The 16,251-nt window shown below is 62.4% G+C and carries 17 protein-coding genes; 10 read left to right on the top strand and 7 right to left on the bottom strand.

All coding sequences use genetic code 11. From position 1 onward, the window contains the following. Positions 1 to 35: 35 nt before the first annotated feature. Positions 36 to 1,256 carry a serine/threonine transporter SstT gene (sstT, locus tag C0058_RS19775; RefSeq protein WP_003211235.1) on the bottom strand — a complete coding sequence of 407 codons (1,221 nt, stop codon included), beginning with the start codon at positions 1,254 to 1,256 and terminating at the stop codon, positions 36 to 38. Positions 1,257 to 1,470: 214 nt separating this feature from the next. On the opposite strand from sstT, the gene C0058_RS19765 reads away from it, so the two are divergent. After that, positions 1,471 to 2,625, top strand: a complete 1,155-nt coding sequence (locus C0058_RS19765) for an MFS transporter (protein ID WP_102369387.1) — start codon at positions 1,471 to 1,473, stop codon at positions 2,623 to 2,625. Between the two features lie 4 nt (positions 2,626 to 2,629). Here the strand turns inward: C0058_RS19765 and nhaR are convergent, their stop codons facing one another. After that, positions 2,630 to 3,532, bottom strand: a complete 903-nt coding sequence (gene nhaR, locus C0058_RS19760) for a transcriptional activator NhaR (RefSeq protein WP_003211241.1) — start codon at positions 3,530 to 3,532, stop codon at positions 2,630 to 2,632. Positions 3,533 to 3,666: 134 nt separating this feature from the next. Between nhaR and C0058_RS19755 the strand changes: the two genes are divergently transcribed. The 4 genes from C0058_RS19755 to mnmH all read left to right on the top strand — a co-directional run bounded on the left by C0058_RS19755 (position 3,667) and on the right by mnmH (position 6,927). Continuing rightward, positions 3,667 to 3,930, top strand: a complete 264-nt coding sequence (locus tag C0058_RS19755) for a hypothetical protein (RefSeq protein ID WP_023658942.1) — start codon at positions 3,667 to 3,669, stop codon at positions 3,928 to 3,930. A gap of 28 nt (positions 3,931 to 3,958) precedes the next feature. Then, complete coding sequence (locus C0058_RS19750) at positions 3,959 to 4,705, top strand: TerC family protein (protein ID WP_003211245.1); 747 nt, start codon at positions 3,959 to 3,961, stop codon at positions 4,703 to 4,705. An 84-nt stretch (positions 4,706 to 4,789) separates the two neighbouring features. Further along, on the top strand, positions 4,790 to 5,824 hold the full coding sequence (gene selD / locus C0058_RS19745) for a selenide, water dikinase SelD (RefSeq protein WP_003211248.1): 1,035 nt from the start codon (positions 4,790 to 4,792) through the stop codon (positions 5,822 to 5,824). Further along, positions 5,824 to 6,927: a tRNA 2-selenouridine(34) synthase MnmH gene (gene mnmH / locus C0058_RS19740; RefSeq protein ID WP_102369386.1), complete on the top strand. Its 1,104-nt coding sequence runs from the start codon at positions 5,824 to 5,826 to the stop codon at positions 6,925 to 6,927. The genes selD and mnmH overlap by 1 nt, the downstream gene beginning before the upstream one ends. A gap of 65 nt (positions 6,928 to 6,992) precedes the next feature. Here mnmH and C0058_RS19735 read toward each other — a convergent pair whose 3' ends face one another. After that, positions 6,993 to 8,048, bottom strand: a complete 1,056-nt coding sequence (locus C0058_RS19735) for a permease (protein WP_003211251.1) — start codon at positions 8,046 to 8,048, stop codon at positions 6,993 to 6,995. A 211-nt stretch (positions 8,049 to 8,259) separates the two neighbouring features. Further along, positions 8,260 to 8,961, bottom strand: a complete 702-nt coding sequence (locus C0058_RS19730) for a hypothetical protein (protein WP_008435916.1) — start codon at positions 8,959 to 8,961, stop codon at positions 8,260 to 8,262. Between the two features lie 217 nt (positions 8,962 to 9,178). On the opposite strand from C0058_RS19730, the gene C0058_RS19725 reads away from it, so the two are divergent. The 3 genes from C0058_RS19725 to hemB all read left to right on the top strand — a co-directional run bounded on the left by C0058_RS19725 (position 9,179) and on the right by hemB (position 11,826). Continuing rightward, a complete protein-coding gene (locus C0058_RS19725; protein ID WP_087694098.1) occupies positions 9,179 to 9,877 on the top strand; it encodes a glutathione S-transferase N-terminal domain-containing protein in 699 nt (232 codons plus the stop codon). Positions 9,878 to 9,885: 8 nt separating this feature from the next. Next, on the top strand, positions 9,886 to 10,728 hold the full coding sequence (locus C0058_RS19720; protein WP_102369385.1) for a PhzF family phenazine biosynthesis protein: 843 nt from the start codon (positions 9,886 to 9,888) through the stop codon (positions 10,726 to 10,728). A gap of 123 nt (positions 10,729 to 10,851) precedes the next feature. Then, the gene (gene hemB, locus C0058_RS19715) at positions 10,852 to 11,826 is read left to right on the top strand and encodes a porphobilinogen synthase (protein ID WP_102369384.1); all 975 of its coding nucleotides are present in this window, start codon (positions 10,852 to 10,854) and stop codon (positions 11,824 to 11,826) included. Between the two features lie 124 nt (positions 11,827 to 11,950). Here hemB and C0058_RS19710 read toward each other — a convergent pair whose 3' ends face one another. Beyond that, positions 11,951 to 12,565 (bottom strand): LysE family translocator, encoded by a 615-nt coding sequence (locus tag C0058_RS19710; RefSeq protein ID WP_102369383.1) that lies wholly within the window; start codon positions 12,563 to 12,565, stop codon positions 11,951 to 11,953. Positions 12,566 to 12,711: 146 nt separating this feature from the next. Between C0058_RS19710 and C0058_RS19705 the strand changes: the two genes are divergently transcribed. Beyond that, a complete protein-coding gene (locus tag C0058_RS19705) occupies positions 12,712 to 13,797 on the top strand; it encodes a DUF1615 domain-containing protein (RefSeq protein WP_102369382.1) in 1,086 nt (361 codons plus the stop codon). A 93-nt stretch (positions 13,798 to 13,890) separates the two neighbouring features. Continuing rightward, entirely contained in the window at positions 13,891 to 14,310 is a 420-nt protein-coding gene (locus C0058_RS19700; protein WP_003211628.1) for a PaaI family thioesterase, read from the top strand. Positions 14,311 to 14,370: 60 nt separating this feature from the next. Here C0058_RS19700 and C0058_RS19695 read toward each other — a convergent pair whose 3' ends face one another. Further along, positions 14,371 to 15,552 (bottom strand): acetyl-CoA C-acetyltransferase, encoded by a 1,182-nt coding sequence (locus C0058_RS19695; RefSeq protein ID WP_003211627.1) that lies wholly within the window; start codon positions 15,550 to 15,552, stop codon positions 14,371 to 14,373. An 11-nt stretch (positions 15,553 to 15,563) separates the two neighbouring features. Further along, positions 15,564 to 16,223 (bottom strand): CoA transferase subunit B, encoded by a 660-nt coding sequence (locus tag C0058_RS19690; protein ID WP_003211625.1) that lies wholly within the window; start codon positions 16,221 to 16,223, stop codon positions 15,564 to 15,566. Positions 16,224 to 16,251: the final 28 nt, after the last annotated feature.

Genomic DNA, 16,251 nt, shown 5'->3' with positions numbered 1-16,251 from the left:
CGAACTGCCCCGGGCTTTTTTTGTGCGCGCAAGGTCTACGCGGCTTGTTCTTCCTTGCCCAGGCATGCGGCAGCGGTGAACAACACATCGGTGGACGAGTTCAGTGCGGTCTCCGCCGAGTCCTGCAACACGCCGATGATGAAGCCCACGGCCACCACCTGCATGGCGATTTCGCTGGGAATGCCGAACAGGCTGCACGCCAGCGGGATCAACAGCAGCGAGCCCCCGGCAACCCCCGACGCGCCGCAGGCACACACCGCCGCGACCACGCTGAGCAGCACGGCGGTGGGGATGTCCACGGCAATGCCCAGGGTGTGCACGGCGGCCAGGGTCAGCACGGTGATGGTGATGGCAGCGCCGGCCATATTGATGGTGGCGCCCAGCGGGATCGACACCGAGTAGGTGTCTTCATGCAGGCCCAGGCGCTTGCTCAACGCCAGGTTGACCGGAATGTTGGCCGCCGAACTGCGGGTGAAAAACGCGGTGATCCCGCTTTCCCGCAGGCACATCAGCACCAGCGGGTAAGGGTTGCGGCGCAGCTTCCAGAACACGATGGCCGGGTTGATCACCAGCGCGACGAACAGCATGCAGCCGATCAACACCAGCAGCAGGTGTGCGTAGCCCAGCAGGGCGCCGAAGCCGGACGTGGCGAGGGTCGAGGCCACCAGGCCGAAAATCCCCAGGGGCGCGAAGCGGATCACCATGCGCACGATCAGCGTGACGCCGTTGGACAGGTCGCCCAGTACGGTGCGGGTGGTGTCGCTGGCATGGCGAATGGCGATGCCCATGCCGATGGCCCACGCCAGGATACCGATGAAATTGGCGTTCATCAGGGCGCTGACCGGGTTGTCCACCACGCTCAGCAACAGGCTTTGCAACACATCACCGATACCGCCGGGAGGGCTCACGGCCACATCGTGGGTGGCCAGCACCAGCGAGGAGGGGAACAGTGTGCTGGCGATCACCGCGACCACGGCGGCAGCGAACGTGCCCAGCAGGTACAGGAACAGGATCGGGCGGATATGGGTTTCCTGGCCGTGCTTGTGGCTGGCAATCGAGGCCATTACCAGCACAAATACCAGGATGGGCGCGACGGCCTTGAGCGCCGAGACAAAGACCTTGCCAATAAACCCGGTGGCTTGTGCGACGTCGGGCAACAGCAGGGCCAACAGGATACCGGCGATCAGGCCGATGACAATTTGGGTGACCAGGCTGATAGACATCAGGCGTTGAAAGAGGGAAGGGGCAGCAGTCATAAAGAGGTTGTCTCTGGTTTTTTTAATAGATGCAGCTAGGCAGCATGAATCTGGCAGGGGCGAAGTCTAACATCTGTAGGAAACGTCTAATCCGGGTGCGGCGTTCCGTCACCACGATGGGACACATTCTGTTAACATTGCCCATCCTCTTATTTCTTCTCTATCAGCGGGCCCTCCGGGCTGTCGTTGATGTCGTTGTTTTCTGGAGTTTTTGATGCTGTTTCCGATCCTGCTGTTGTCGGCAGCCGGTTTTACCGTGCTGACCACAGAGTTCATCATCGTCGGCCTGTTGCCTTCCATCGCCCGGGACCTCGATGTAAGCGTGTCCCAGGCCGGTTTGCTGGTGACGTTGTTCGCCTTCACCGTGGCGGCGTTTGGCCCGTTCCTCACCGCATATTTCGCCCGGTTCGAGCGCAAGCGGCTGTTTATCACGATCCTGATCATGTTCGGCCTGGCCAACACACTGGCGGCGATGGCCTCGAATATCTGGGTCATGTCCCTGGCCCGGTTGATCCCGGCACTGGGGCTGCCGGTGTTCTGGGCCCTGGCCAGCGAAACAGCGGTGGACATTGTCGGGCCGGACTTCGCCGGCCGCGCGATTGAAAAAATCGGCTTCGGCATCGTGTGTGCCACGGTCTTCGGGATCCCGGTGGGCACGCTGATTTCCGATATGTTCGGCTGGCGCACCGCCTTTGGCATTCTTGCGGTGGTGGCGTTCGCCAAGGCCCTGCTGCTGTTTATCTACCTGCCGAGGACCCGGGCAAAGAACGACCAGGTCAGCCTGCGCTCGCAGTTCAAGATCTTGCGCAGCCCGCTGATGCAGGGCCATATCCTGCTGTCGATCCTGGTGTTCAGCGGGATGTTCACCGCCTACACCTACCTGGCAGACATTCTCGAACGCCTGGCGGGTTTTGACGGCACGGTAGTGGGCTGGTGCCTCATGGGCTTTGGCGCGGTCGGCCTGATCGGCAACTCTTTGGGCGGGCGCATGGTCGACCGTCATCCGCTGATTGCGTCGATGGTGTTCTGCGGTTTCATGATCGCCGGCATGGTGGCGCTGGTGCCCGCCATCCATTCCACGATCGGGTTGGCGGCGGCGATGGCGGTATGGGGCGTGACCCAGGCGGCATTGTTTCTGGTCAGCCATGTGCGACTGATGAAGGCCGCACCCCATGCGCCGGCGTTTGCCGCCTCGTTGAACATTGCCGGGGCCAACCTGGGGATTGGCCTGGGGGCGCTGGTGGGCGGGCACGTGATCGACACCCTGGGCCTGGGCAGCCTCGGGTTTGCCGCGGCGGGCTTTATCCTGTTGTCGATCCTGCTGGCGCTGTGGCTGATGACCGCCAAGACCCGCGCCGTCTGCGCCTGAGCCTTCAGGGCAGGGAAGTGAACAGCTCCCGTCTGGCACCTTCGGTAATCGCCACGATGCCGGGGTGCTTGACCTTGCGCTCCACCGAGATTGCATAAAACGATTCGGTCACCGCATCCGTCTGGCCGATCAGCGCCACGCCATACTGGCGTTCCACCTCGTCGGCAATCACGCTCGGCGCGATGAAAATCCCGCTGCCGGATTGGCCAAAGGCCTGCATCAACGCACTGTCGTCAAATTCCCCGACAATCCGAGGCTGGATCTGCTGCTCGGCAAACCAGCGCAGCAAACGGCTGCGCACCACCGTCTCCGCCCCCGGAATCAACAGCGGCGCACCCTGCAGGCATTGTGGGAAATCGCCGCGATGCTGGTCAGCCAATGCCTGGGTTGCGAAGAAACTGATGCCGCATTCCCCGAGCTTCTGGCTGTAGCCCTTGATGTCCAGGTGCGGCGGCATCGGGCTGTCGGAGATCACCAGGTCCAGGCGCTGGATCGCCAGGTCCGCCAGCAAGCGTTCGAGTTTGTCTTCACGGCAGGTGATGCGGATCGGCTCGCTCAACTCCATGGTTGGCGCAATCAACCGATAGACGATGGACTTGGGCACCACATCCGCGACGCCAACCCGGAACAGGATCTGCTGCTCATTGGGCTGGGTGCGCAACATCGCTTCAAGCTCATTGCCCAGCTGGAACATCTGCTCGGCATAGGGCAGCGCCTGGCGCCCGGCTTCGGTCAGCTCCAGCTGGCGCCCGACCTTCTGGAACAATGCCACGCCAAAGGTCTGTTCCAGCAGGCTGATCTGCCCGCTGATGGTCTGCGGCGTGAGGTTCAGTTGCTCGCAGGCGCGCACGATGCTGCCGGTCTTGGCGACGACCCAGAAGTAGTGCAGTTGTCGGTAATTGAGCATGGCGGCCAATACTTCGTGAAAACCGAAGTATAAACGAAAAAAATACGAATTTTCCTGAAGTGTTCCCCTGCATAGAATGCGTCGCTATCGAGGGACCACTACTTGGACCCGAAGGTTCTAACGAGGAACGCATCATGAAACTCAATTCCCTGGGCGCAACGGCGTTACTTGGGCTTTCATTAGTCATGCTCAGTGGCTGTGACCAAGCGGAAAAAAGCGCGCAACAACTGCTGGGCAAGGCCACCGAGTCGGCCAAGCAAGTGATTGACGACACCCACCAGGCCGCCGAACAGGCGTTGAGTGACGCGACCAAGGGCTTGATCGCACCGCCGCAAGGCAAGCCGGACAAGCCGGAACAGGAAGACAGCAAGCCTGAGTCCACCTCCCAAGAAACCTGATACCCGCACACAACACCAGGAATGACCTATGGAATACCTTTTACAACTGGCCGCCAGCCCGACCGCGTGGATCGCACTGGCCACCCTGATCGTCATGGAGATCGTGCTGGGGATCGATAACCTGATCTTTATCTCGATTCTCACCAACAAGTTGCCGGTGAAGCACCGGGCCAAGGCCCGCCGCATCGGCATCAGCATGGCATTGATCCTGCGTCTGGGCCTGTTGAGCACCATCGCCTTTATCGTGCAGCTGACCGAGCCGGTCATCGACATCCTGGGGCAGTCGTTCTCCTGGAAAGACATGATCCTGATCGCCGGTGGCCTGTTCCTGGTGTGGAAGGCCACCACCGAGATCCATCACAGCATGGACCCCGAGAAGGAGCATGTGGACACCGGCGCGCCGAGCGTGACCCTGGGCTTCGCCTCGGCGATTGGCCAGATCCTGCTGCTGGACATGGTGTTTTCCATCGACAGCATCATCACCGCCGTGGGCATGACCGAGCACTTGCCGATCATGATCATTGCCGTGGTGGTCTCGGTGATCGTGATGCTGGTGGCGGCCGAGCCGCTGGCCAAGTTCATCAACGACAACCCGACCATTGTGATGTTGGCCCTGGGCTTCCTCATCATGATCGGTATGACGCTGATCGCCGAAGGTTTCGGCGCCCATGTGCCAAAAGGCTATGTGTATGCGGCCATGGCGTTCTCGGCGGCTATCGAATGCCTGAACATGATGCGACGCAACCGGCATAAACGGCTTGCTGCCAAACACTAAGGGCTGAACATAAAGGCCGACTGCATGCAGTCGGCCTTTTGCTGTCTGCTAGAATCCGCCCACTTGACGCCTTGAGGGATACCCATGAACGAGCCGATTCGCCTGACCCAATACAGCCACGGTGCTGGTTGCGGTTGCAAGATCTCACCTCAGGTACTGGAAGTGATCCTCGCCGGCAGTGGCGCACAGAACCTCGACCCCAAGCTCTGGGTAGGCAACGCTTCGCGCGATGACGCGGCGGTGTACGCCATCGACGAGGAGCGCGGCGTGGTGTCCACCACCGACTTTTTCATGCCGATCGTCGATGACCCCTTCGACTTCGGCCGCATTGCCGCCACCAATGCCATCAGCGATATCTATGCGATGGGCGGCGATCCGTTGATGGCCATCGCGATTCTCGGCTGGCCGGTCAACGTGCTGGCTCCGGAGATTGCCCGGGAAGTGATTCGCGGCGGCCGTTCCGTGTGTGACGCTGCCGGGATTCCCCTGGCCGGCGGCCACTCCATCGACGCCCCCGAGCCGATCTTCGGCCTGGCCGTCACCGGGCTGGTGGAAAAGCGCCACATGAAGCGCAACGACACCGCCACCGCCGGTTGCCAGCTGTACCTGACCAAACCCCTGGGCATCGGCATCCTCACCACGGCCGAGAAGAAGGGCAAGCTGCGCGAGGCCGACGTGGGCCTGGCCCGTGACTGGATGTGCACCCTCAACAAACCCGGCAGTCGTTTTGGCAAGCTGGCCGGTGTCACGGCCATGACCGACGTCACCGGTTTCGGCCTGTTGGGCCACCTGGTGGAAATGGCTGACGGCAGCCAATTAACTGCCCGCATCGAATACGAAAAAGTCCCACGCCTGCCCGGGGTTGAGTACTACCTGGAACAGGGCTGCGTCCCCGGCGGCACCTTGCGCAATTTCGACAGCTACGCCAGCAAGCTGGGGCGCCTGAACGAACTGCACAAACGCGTGCTGTGCGACCCGCAAACCAGCGGCGGGCTGCTGGTGGCGGTCACCCCCGAAGGCAATGCCGAATTCCTCGCCGTGGCGGCGGAGCTGGGCCTGAACCTTGAGCCGATCGGCGAACTGGTTGAGCGACAGACCAACGCGGTAGAGGTGTTCTGATGCCCATCGACATCACCGATTACCGCGATATCTTTCTCAACGACCGGCCGATGATGGATACCCGCGCGCCGATCGAGTTCATCAAGGGCGCGTTTCCCGGGGTGGTCAACCTGCCGTTGATGACCGACGACGAACGCGAACGGGTGGGCACCTGTTACAAGCAGCAAGGCCAGCAGGCGGCCATTGTTCTCGGGCACGAACTGGTGTCCGGGGCGATCAAGGCCGAACGTATCGAACACTGGGCGCGTTTTGCCCAGGCCAATCCGGATGGTCTGCTGTACTGCTTTCGCGGCGGGATGCGTTCGCAGATTGCCCAGCAATGGTTGAAAACCGAGGCGGGTATCGACTATCCGCGAGTGGGCGGTGGCTACAAGGCCATGCGGACTTTCCTGCTCGACACGGTTGAAAGCGCCACCGCGCAATGCGACTTCGTACTGTTGGGCGGCATGACCGGTACCGGCAAGACCGAAGTGCTCGGCCAGTTGAACAACGCCCTGGACCTGGAAGGCCACGCCAACCATCGCGGTTCCAGCTTCGGCAAACGCGCCACGGCGCAACCTTCCAACATCGACTTCGAAAACCGCCTGGCGGTGGACCTGCTGAAAAAGCGCGCCGCCGGTATCAAGCAGTTTGTGGTCGAGGATGAGAGCCGCATGATCGGCAGTTGCGCGCTGCCGTTGCCCCTGCACAAGGGCATGCAGGGCTTCCCGATGGTCTGGCTGGAAGACAGCGTTGAAGGCCGGGTGGAGCGCATCCTGAAGGATTATGTGGTGGACCTCTGCGCCGAGTTTGTCGCGGTGTTTGGCGACACTGGCCAGGAACTGTTTGCCGAGCGCCTGACCCAGAGCCTGGCCAATATCCACAAGCGCCTGGGCGGCGAGCGGTTTGCGCGGTTGCACGCGATCATGCAGGAAGCATTGGCAGAACAAGCCAGCAGCGGCGCGGTGGATTTGCACCGCGGCTGGATTGAAGGGCTGCTGCGTGAGTACTACGACCCGATGTATGCGTTCCAGCGGGAAAGCAAAGGCGCACGCATCGAGTTTGCGGGAGAGCAAGCGGCGGTGGTGGAGTATTTCCGGGACAGGCTCGCTCGGCGTACGTGATTGATTGAGTTTGCCGGCCCCTTCGCGAGCAAGCCCGCGAAGAGGCCCTCGAATTCACTCGATCACTACAGGATAAACGCCCCGATCAGCCCACACACCACCCCCATCAGCATCGTCAGCCCGGCCACGGTCACCAGCACCCGCGCATCGAAATCCTTGCGCAGCATCAGCAGCGACGGCAGGCTCACGCTCGGCAGGGTCATCAGCAACGCCACGGCCGGGCCGGTACCCATGCCGAGGGTCATCATGGTCTGCACAATCGGAATTTCGGCGGCGGTCGGGATCACGAACAACGTGCCGACAATCGCCAGAGGCACCAGCCACACCAGGCTGTTGGCCATGGCGCCGTCAACGTGGGGAAACAGCCAGACCCGCGCCGCGCCAAGGATCAGCACCGCCAGGATGTACACCGGAATCGTGCTCCAGAACAGCTGCCACAGGGTGCGCAGCCAGCGGGTCAGGAACGGTTCGGTTTCGGCATGGCTGGCCTGGGCCACGGCGTCGAGCGCGGCTTCCGGTACCTGCTCCGGCCGCGCGATGCGTTGCGCCACCAGCGAAACACCCACCACCAGCACGATCCCGGCCACCAACCGCAGCGCGGTAAAGCCCCAGCCCAGCACAAAGCCCATGAACACCAGTGTCGCCGGGTTCAGCACCGGGTTGGCAATCCAGAACGCCAGCGCCGCGCCGACCGAGACTTTCTGCCGACGCATACCGGCCGCCACCGGAGCGGCGCAGCAACTGCACATCATCCCCGGCAGGGCGAACAGCCCGCCACGCAGGGTAGATCCCAGCCCGGCACGGCCAAACAGGCGCAGCAGCCAGTCCCGTGGGATCAGCACCTGCAGCAATGAGCCGAGAATGACCGCCAATACGGCAGCTTTCCAGATCGCCAGGAAATACACCTGGGCATAGGCCAGCGCGGCGGCCAGTGGCGCGCTTTGCTGGTCGTTGAGAATCGAGGCGCCGATGCTGTGGTTGTCTGCCGCGATAAACGCCTTGGCGTAGTAGGGCGACCATTTCACGTAGTAGAGGCCGACGCAGGCCACCAGCAGGAACAGCGCTGGTTTCCACCAGAAGGACCAGCCCCGGGCAGGCTGGGTGGAGGAGAGGTTGGACATGTAGATGATCCGCAGGTGAGTCAATAGCGCAACATCATACGCTGTACAAGGCCGCCTCCGAAGCACTGTGGCGAGGGAGCTTGCTGTGGCGAGGGAGCTTGCTCCCGCTGGAGTGCGAAGCGCTCCCAGAATTTTGGGGCCGCTTCGCAGCCCAGCGGGAGCAAGCTCCCTCGCCACAGCAAGCTCCCACGCCTCGGGTCTTCGGGGGCGGTCAGATATCGGCGCTGACTTGCGTTGCGTCCGGGCAAGTCTGCTGGCCATTGTCCAGGCCTTGCTTGTAGTTGCGGCTGAGCAGCGAGGCCTTGCCGTTATGCCAGGTCAGGGTCAACACATACAAGCTATCGAAATCGCTGCCGGACCAATCGTCGGTAATCACATGTTTTTCACCGACGGCCTCGCTTGCCACCTTGTTGATCAAGTCCGGCAGATACCCATGGGACCAGGCAGTGTAGATGACGGCGTTGTGGTATTTGTCTTCCACCAGTTCGTCAGCGAGGGCGCTGGTGTCATTGGCCGAGAACTTGATGTTGACCGGCAACCCGAGCTTGATCGCGCTGGGGCTGATGGTCATCAACGGGCGGATGTAGCTGTAGGAGTTGTCTTTCTCGCCTTCCTCGACATTGCGGGTCGGGTTGGGTGCGAACACGTAGTTGGCCTTGCCGAATTTTTCCGGCAGCACGGTGGCCAGGTTCATCGCACGGTTAAGCCCCTGGCAGTTGAGTTGGCCGAGGCCCCCGGCAGGTTTCTCGCCATGGCGCAGGAACACCAGGGTTTGCACGCCGTCGACCGGCTGGGCGCGGCTGACCCGCGATTCCAGGCTAAGGCCGACCGCGGCGCTCACCAGCAATACCGGCAGCAGGATGTAAGAGTAGCGTTTGAAGCGTTTCGCAAGGCACAGAGGCTTGTAGGTCATGATGGTTCTAAGTCTCGGTGCAGGGATTCAGGGCAAGCAAGCCCAGCCATCGGGCGCTCTTTAAGAGTTCCCCAAGGCAGTTTGGTTCGTTTCGCGGGGGAGATGGGGCGGCATCCTTGCCGTGTGCAGGAGATTAACCCGCCGATGTTGCTGAATTAAGACGGATGCACGATAGGCACCGAACCACTACTCTCCTACTTTTATCAGGAGTCCCATGATGAACTCACTTTCAGACTTCCCCATCACCGCCAAATGGCCGGCCCGGCATCCCGAGCGTCTGCAGCTGTATTCGTTGCCCACGCCCAACGGGGTCAAGGTGTCGATCATGCTCGAGGAAATCGGCCTGCCCTACGAGGCGCACAAGGTCAGTTTCGAGACCCAGGACCAGCTTTCCAGCGAGTTCCTGTCGCTGAACCCCAACAACAAGATCCCGGCGATCATCGACCCCAATGGCCCGAGCGGCCAGGCGCTGGGGCTGTTCGAGTCGGGCGCGATCCTGATCTATCTCGCCGAGAAGAGCGGTGAATTGCTTCCCGAAGACCCGGCGATGCGTTACGAGACGATCCAGTGGCTGATGTTCCAGATGGCCGGTATCGGGCCGATGTTCGGCCAGGTGGGGTTCTTCAACAAATTCGCCGGCGCGGCCTACGAGGACAAACGCCCGCGCGACCGCTACGTCGCCGAGTCGCGCCGCTTGCTGGACGTGCTGGAAAAGCGCCTGTTGGGCCGCACCTGGATCATGGGTGACGAGTACAGCATCGCCGATATCGCCACCTTCCCGTGGGTTCGCAACCTGATCGGCTTCTATGAGTCTGGCGACCTGGTGGGTATTACCGACTTCCCGAACGTACTGCGGGCCCTGGACGGGTTCGTCGCCCGGCCGGCGGTGATCCGTGGCTTGAACATCCCAGCATAAGGACCGGCATGGCTTCTTTCGACTTCAAACAACTGGACGTTTTCAGCAGCGTGGCCGTCAAGGGCAACCCGTTGGCCGTGGTACTGGGCGCCGACAGCCTGAGCGACCAGCAGATGGCGGATTTCGCCAACTGGACCAACCTCAGCGAAACCACCTTCCTGCTCAAGCCCCGTGATCCACGAGCGGACTACCGCGTAAGGATCTTCACGACCCTCAAGGAGTTGCCGTTTGCCGGCCATCCGACCCTGGGCAGTTGCCATGCCTGGTTGCTGGCCGGTGGCCAACCCGCTGGGGAGGAGATCATCCAGGAGTGTGAGATCGGCCTGGTGCGCATCCGCCGCCAGGGCGATGAACTGGCGTTTATCGCGCCTCCGTTGCTGCGTTCCGGCCCGCTGGAAGCTGAATTGGTCGAGCGCGTGCGTCGGGCCCTGGACCTTGAGCCCGGTGCGATTTTGCGCAGCCAGTGGGTGGATAACGGCGCGGGCTGGCTGGCGGTGATGCTGGCGGATCGCGAGCAGGTACTGGCACTGCGGCCTGACTATTCGCAGTTGCAAGGCTTGGCCGTGGGCGTGATCGCCCCGTGGAACCCCGAGCGGGATGGCGATGAGGCGCAGTTTGAGGTGCGGGCCTTTATTGCCGGCGACGGCGCTCCGGAAGATCCGGCCACCGGCAGCCTGAACGCCGGTGTCGCCCAGTGGTTGCTGGGCGAGGGTTTGGCGCCCAGTTGCTATGTGGTCAGCCAGGGCACCGCCATGGGCCGCGCCGGGCGAATCCGCGTTGAACACAGCGGCGAGAAAATATGGATCGGAGGCGCGGTTGCCGTTTGCATTGAAGGCCGTCTACAGCTCTAGATCAATGCAATTGTTACCAAGCCTGCAATAAACTGTTCCGCACTTGGCGTTTGTGCTCTGCGGTGCACGAGGCATAAGCTTTCGCCCCAAAGATTTTTGGCCTGCCTTTTTTCAGGAGCATCAATGTCCAGCCAGTTCCCCGAAGCCCGTCCACGCCGCCTGCGCCGCTCCCCGGAGTTGCGTGGCCTGTTCCAGGAAAGCGAATTCACCCTCAATGACCTGGTGCTGCCGATCTTCGTTGAAGAAGAAATCGACGACTTCGTGCCGATCACCAGCATGCCCGGGGTGCAGCGCATTCCCGAGTCGAAGCTGGCCGGCGAGATCGAACGCTATGCGAAAGCCGGGATCAAGTCGGTGATGACCTTCGGTGTGTCCCACCACCTGGACACCTCGGGCAGTGACACCTGGCAAGAGCGTGGCCTGGTGTCGCGCATGTCCTCGATCATCAAGGATGCGGTGCCGGAAATGATCGTGATGTCCGACACATGCTTCTGCGAGTACACCGACCACGGCCATTGCGGCGTGATGCACGGCGCCGAAGTCGACAACGACCGCACCCTGGTCAACCTTGGCAAGCAAGCTGTGGCTGCCGCTCGTGCCGGTGCCGATGTGATCGCCCCGTCTGCCGCGATGGACGGGCAGGTCCAGGCCATTCGCCGGGCCCTGGATGAAGCAGGCTTCAGCCATATCCCGATCATGGCCTATTCCACCAAGTTCGCCTCGGCCCTCTACGGCCCGTTCCGCGAAGCCGGCGGCAGCGCGCTGAAGGGCGATCGCAAGAGCTACCAGATGAATCCGATGAACCGCCGCGAAGCGGTGCGCGAATCGTTGCTGGATGAGCAAGAAGGTGCGGACGCGCTGATGGTCAAGCCGGCCGGCGCGTACCTGGACATCATCCGCGACATCCGCGAAGCCTCGCGTTTGCCGGTGGCGGCGTATCAGGTCAGCGGCGAGTACGCGATGATCAAGTTCGGCGCCCAGGCGGGCGCGATCGACGAAGCCCGCGTAGTGCGGGAAACCCTGGGCTCGATCAAGCGCGCCGGTGCGGACTTGATCTTCACCTACTTCGCGATGGACCTGGCACTCGCCGGGATCTAAGTAACCTGTGGCGAGGGAGCTTGCTCCCGCTGGGGCGCGCAGCGGCCCTGAAAATGGGCCTGCTGCGCAGTCCAGCGGGAGCAAGCTCCCTCGCCACAGAAGGCTGTTCGCGGCTGCTTGCAACTTAGCGCTGGGCAAACGCCAGGTTCAGCCCCAACCCCGCAAACGCCGCTGCAAAACTGCGGCGCAGCCAGTTCTGTACACGTGGCGATTCGATCACCGCGCGGCGGAACACATTGGCCAGCAGGCCATAAATCACAAACACCGCAAACGTCATCGCCATGAATACACTGCTCAGCAACAGCATTTGCAGGGCCGGTGCGCCCGCGCCCGGGGTGACGAATTGCGGCAGGAACGCCAGGAAGAAAATCGTCAGCTTGGGGTTCAGAATATTCAGCAACAGGCCTCGCACCATCAGGCTGTGGGCGCTGGAAATCGTCGGTGCGTCGTTCATGGCAAAGGCCGAGCGGTCCCGCCAGGTGGCATAGGCGAGGTACAGCAAGTAGGCGGCGCCGGCATACTTGAGGGCTTCGAACGCCAGGGCGCTGGTATGCAGCAGGGCGGACAGCCCAAGCACGGAGGCCAACAAGTGCGGGACGATCCCGGCGGTGCAGCCCAGCGCGGCGAACACACTGGCGCGCTTGCCGGCGGTCAGTCCGGTGGACACGGTGAAGATCACGCCGGTGCCGGGAATGAGCACGACGATCAGGCAGGTGATCAGGAAGTTCAGGCTAAGCATGGCATTCAAACTCCTTGTAGGAACGACGGGTGCCTGATCCTTTCACGTCCTGGTTTTTTTGGCGAGAGCAGCAGGTCGGCGAACCCCGGTTAGACTTACCGGTCGATATCTGCCAAGACTGGCCCATTGTCGCCCAAGGAAGCCCCATGCGTTCATCTCGCCTCATCCTGTGCCTTACCACCTTATTGGTACTGGCCGGCTGCTCCAGCCAGCGCACCCAGCAACTGCCGGAGCGCAGCGAAGCCGAGGTGAAAGCGCAGATCGTGCGGCTGATGCCGGCCAGCGTGCCGGATCGTGGCGGCTGGGCCCAGGACATCTACACCGCCTTCAACACGCAGAAAATCTACCCCGGTACGGAGAACATCTGCGCGGTATTGGCCGTGACCGAGCAGGAGTCCACCTATCAGGTCGACCCGCCGGTACCGAACATGGGCAAGATCGCCCAGGACGAGATCCTGCGGCGCGCCGCTAAAGTCCATGTGCCGGCGGTATTGGTGCGCACGGCACTGCAACTGCGCTCGCCCACCGGCAAGTCCTACGCCGAGCGCTTGAACGCTGCGCGCACCGAGCGGGATTTGAGTGGAATCTTTGACGACTTCATCAGTGTCGTGCCCTTGGGCAATACGCTGTTTGGCGGCTTCAACCCGGTGCATACCGCAGGCCCGATGCAGGTCAGCATCGACTTCGCACAGAAGCAGGCCCGGGATTATCCCTACACCGTGGATGGCAGCATCCGCCGGGAAGTGTTTACTCGCCGAGGCGGCATGTACTTTGGTATCACCCATTTGCTGGGTTACCCGGTGCACTACGACCAGATGCTGTACCGCTTCGCCGATTTCAATGCCGGTTGGTACGCCAGCCGCAACGCCGCATTCCAGGCAGCGGTCAGCCGAGTCTCGGGCGCCAATCTGGCGTTGGATGGCGACCTGATCAACTACGGCTCGTTCCTGCCGGGCACCACGGAGCTGGCAGTGCGCTCTCTGGGCAAGGCGCTGGACATGCGCAACCCGAGCATCCGCAGCCAGCTGGAGCAGGGCGAGCGCCTGGATTTTGAAGACACTACCCTGTACCAGCGGGTGTTCGCCCTGGCCGACAAGGCCGCCGGCAAACCGGTGCCGCGGGCGATCCTGCCGGGCATCGTGCTGAAAAGCCCGAAGATCACCCGCAAACTCACCACGGCCTGGTTTGCCAAGCGCGTGGATGAGCGTTATCAGCGCTGCATGAAGCGTTAGGCTTATCACCGGGGATTTACCGGGCTGATGTTGATGGTCCGGATGGCTGCGGTGGGATACACCTCCAGCCTTGTCCCCAAGGAAGAACCTGACATGACTGCCCATGCCATCCCCGAAGGCTTTACCCCGCTGCGTCGCAGCAGCCCACTCCTGGACCTGCTTGGCCCGGTGTATAGCCGAGGTGAAGGCTTGCAGCTGGAAATCGGCCTGCGCGCCGACAACCGCCACGCCAACGGACGCGGCACCGTGCACGGTGGCGTGCTGGCCACCCTGGCGGATGTGGGCATGGGCTACGCCATGGCGTTTTCCAGCGAGCCGCCGCTGCCGTTGATCACGGCGAGCATGACCCTGGACTATCTCGGCGCGGTGCAGGTAGGGGAGTGGGTCGAGGTGCGTCTGGAGCATCACAAGCGCGGGCGGCAGATGGCGTTTGCCACGGTCAGCGTGCAGGTCGGGGAGAAGGTGGTGGTGCGGGCAAATGCGGTGTTTGCGGTGCCCCAGGCGCGGGACTGACCGATAAAGAAAAGGCCCGGTTTTCGTGGAACCGGGCCTTTTCCATGTTGCTCTTTGAAATCAGCTGCGTTCAAGGGCCAGGGCTACACCTTGCCCGCCACCGATGCACAGGGTGGCCAGGCCTTTCTTGGCGTCACGCTTGATCATTTCATGCAGCAGGGTCACCAGCACACGGCAGCCTGACGCGCCAATCGGGTGGCCGATGGCAATCGCGCCGCCGTTGACGTTGACCTTGGCCGCGTCCCATTCCAGCTCTTTGCCCACCGCCAGTGACTGCGCGGCAAAGGCTTCGTTGGCTTCGATCAGGTCCAGGTCGCCCAGGCTCCAGCCGGCCTTGTCCAGGCAGCGGCGGGTGGCCGATACCGGGCCAATGCCCATGATCGCGGGATCGACGCCGGCGTTGGCGTAGCTGGCGATGCGTGCCAGTACCGGCAGGCCCAGGGCCTTGGCTTTGTCCGCGCTCATCAGCAGCACGGCAGCCGCGCCGTCGTTGAGGCTGGATGCGTTGCCGGCGGTGACGGTGCCGTCTTTCTTGAAGGCCGGCTTGAGCTTGGCCAGGGATTCGGCGGTGGTGCCCGCCCGTGGCTGTTCGTCCACGGCGAAGGCCACCGGGTCGCCCTTGCGCTGGGGAATCAGGATCGGCGTGATCTCATCGCTGAAACGCCCGGCTTCAATGGCCGCTGTGGCTTTTTGCTGGGAGGCGGCGGCGAAGGCGTCCTGGGCCTCACGGCTGATGCCGTACTTGTCCACCAGGTTCTCGGCGGTGATGCCCATGTGGTAGTCGTTGAACGCATCCCACAGACCGTCTGTGATCATGCTGTCGATCATCTTCGCATGGCCCATGCGCAGGCCGGTGCGGGCGGCCGGCAATACGTACGGGGCCAGGCTCATGTTCTCCATGCCGCCGGCGATGATTACCTCGGCATCGCCGCAACGGATCGCTTGTGCGCCCAGGTGCAGGGCCTTGAGTCCCGAGCCGCAGACCTTGTTCAGGGTCAGCGCCGGCACGGCGTGGGGCAGGCCGGCGAGGATCGAGGCCTGGCGGGCCGGGTTCTGGCCGCTGCCGGCGGTGAGCACCTGGCCAAGGATCACTTCATCCACGAGTGCCGGGTCGATGCCGGTCTGCTCCAGCAGGCGACGAATCACCGCAGCCCCCAGCTCCGGGGCCGGGATGCTTGCCAGCGAACCTTGGAAGCTGCCCACGGCGGTGCGGGTGGCAGCAACAATCACGACGTCTTGCATGGAATCTGTCCTCACTGGAAGTGCATTTCTGGAACGTGGTCCGGGACGATCAGTTTACCGGCTGTCTTGCTGACGATCTCTTCAACACTGACGCCAGGTGCGCGTTCCTTGAGGACAAAAGCGCCATTTTCGATTTCCAGGTAGGCCAGGTCCGTCAGCACGCGCTTGATGCAGTTGGCGCCGGTCAGCGGCAGGCTGCATTGGCTCAGCAACTTGGACTCACCGTCCTTGGACGCGTGGGTCATGATCACGATGATGTTCTCGGCACCGGCCACCAGGTCCATCGCGCCGCCCATGCCCTTGACCAGCTTGCCGGGGATCATCCACGAGGCGATGTTGCCTTGTACATCGACCTCAAACGCGCCGAGCACGGTCAGGTCGACGTGGCCGCCGCGAATCATCGCGAAGGATTCGGCCGAGGAGAAGATCGACGCGCCAATGCGCGCGGTGACGGTCTGTTTGCCGGCGTTGATCATGTCGGCATCGATGGTTTCTTCAGTAGGAAACGGACCCATGCCCAGCAGGCCGTTTTCCGACTGCAGCATGACCTCCATGCCTTCTGGGATGTAGTTGGCCACCAGGGTCGGAATGCCGATGCCGAGGTTGACGTAGAAACCGTCCTGCATTTCGCGGGCGACGCGTTGAGCCATTTGTTCGCGGGTAAGAGCCATTTTTTGTCTCCTTATTATCTGGGCTGGT

Origin of the sequence: Pseudomonas sp. NC02 (assembly GCF_002874965.1) — a bacterium.
Taxonomy (GTDB): Bacteria; Pseudomonadota; Gammaproteobacteria; order Pseudomonadales; family Pseudomonadaceae; genus Aquipseudomonas.
Note: the sequence above shows the minus strand (reverse complement) of the source record. Positions and strands in the feature narration are given on the sequence as shown.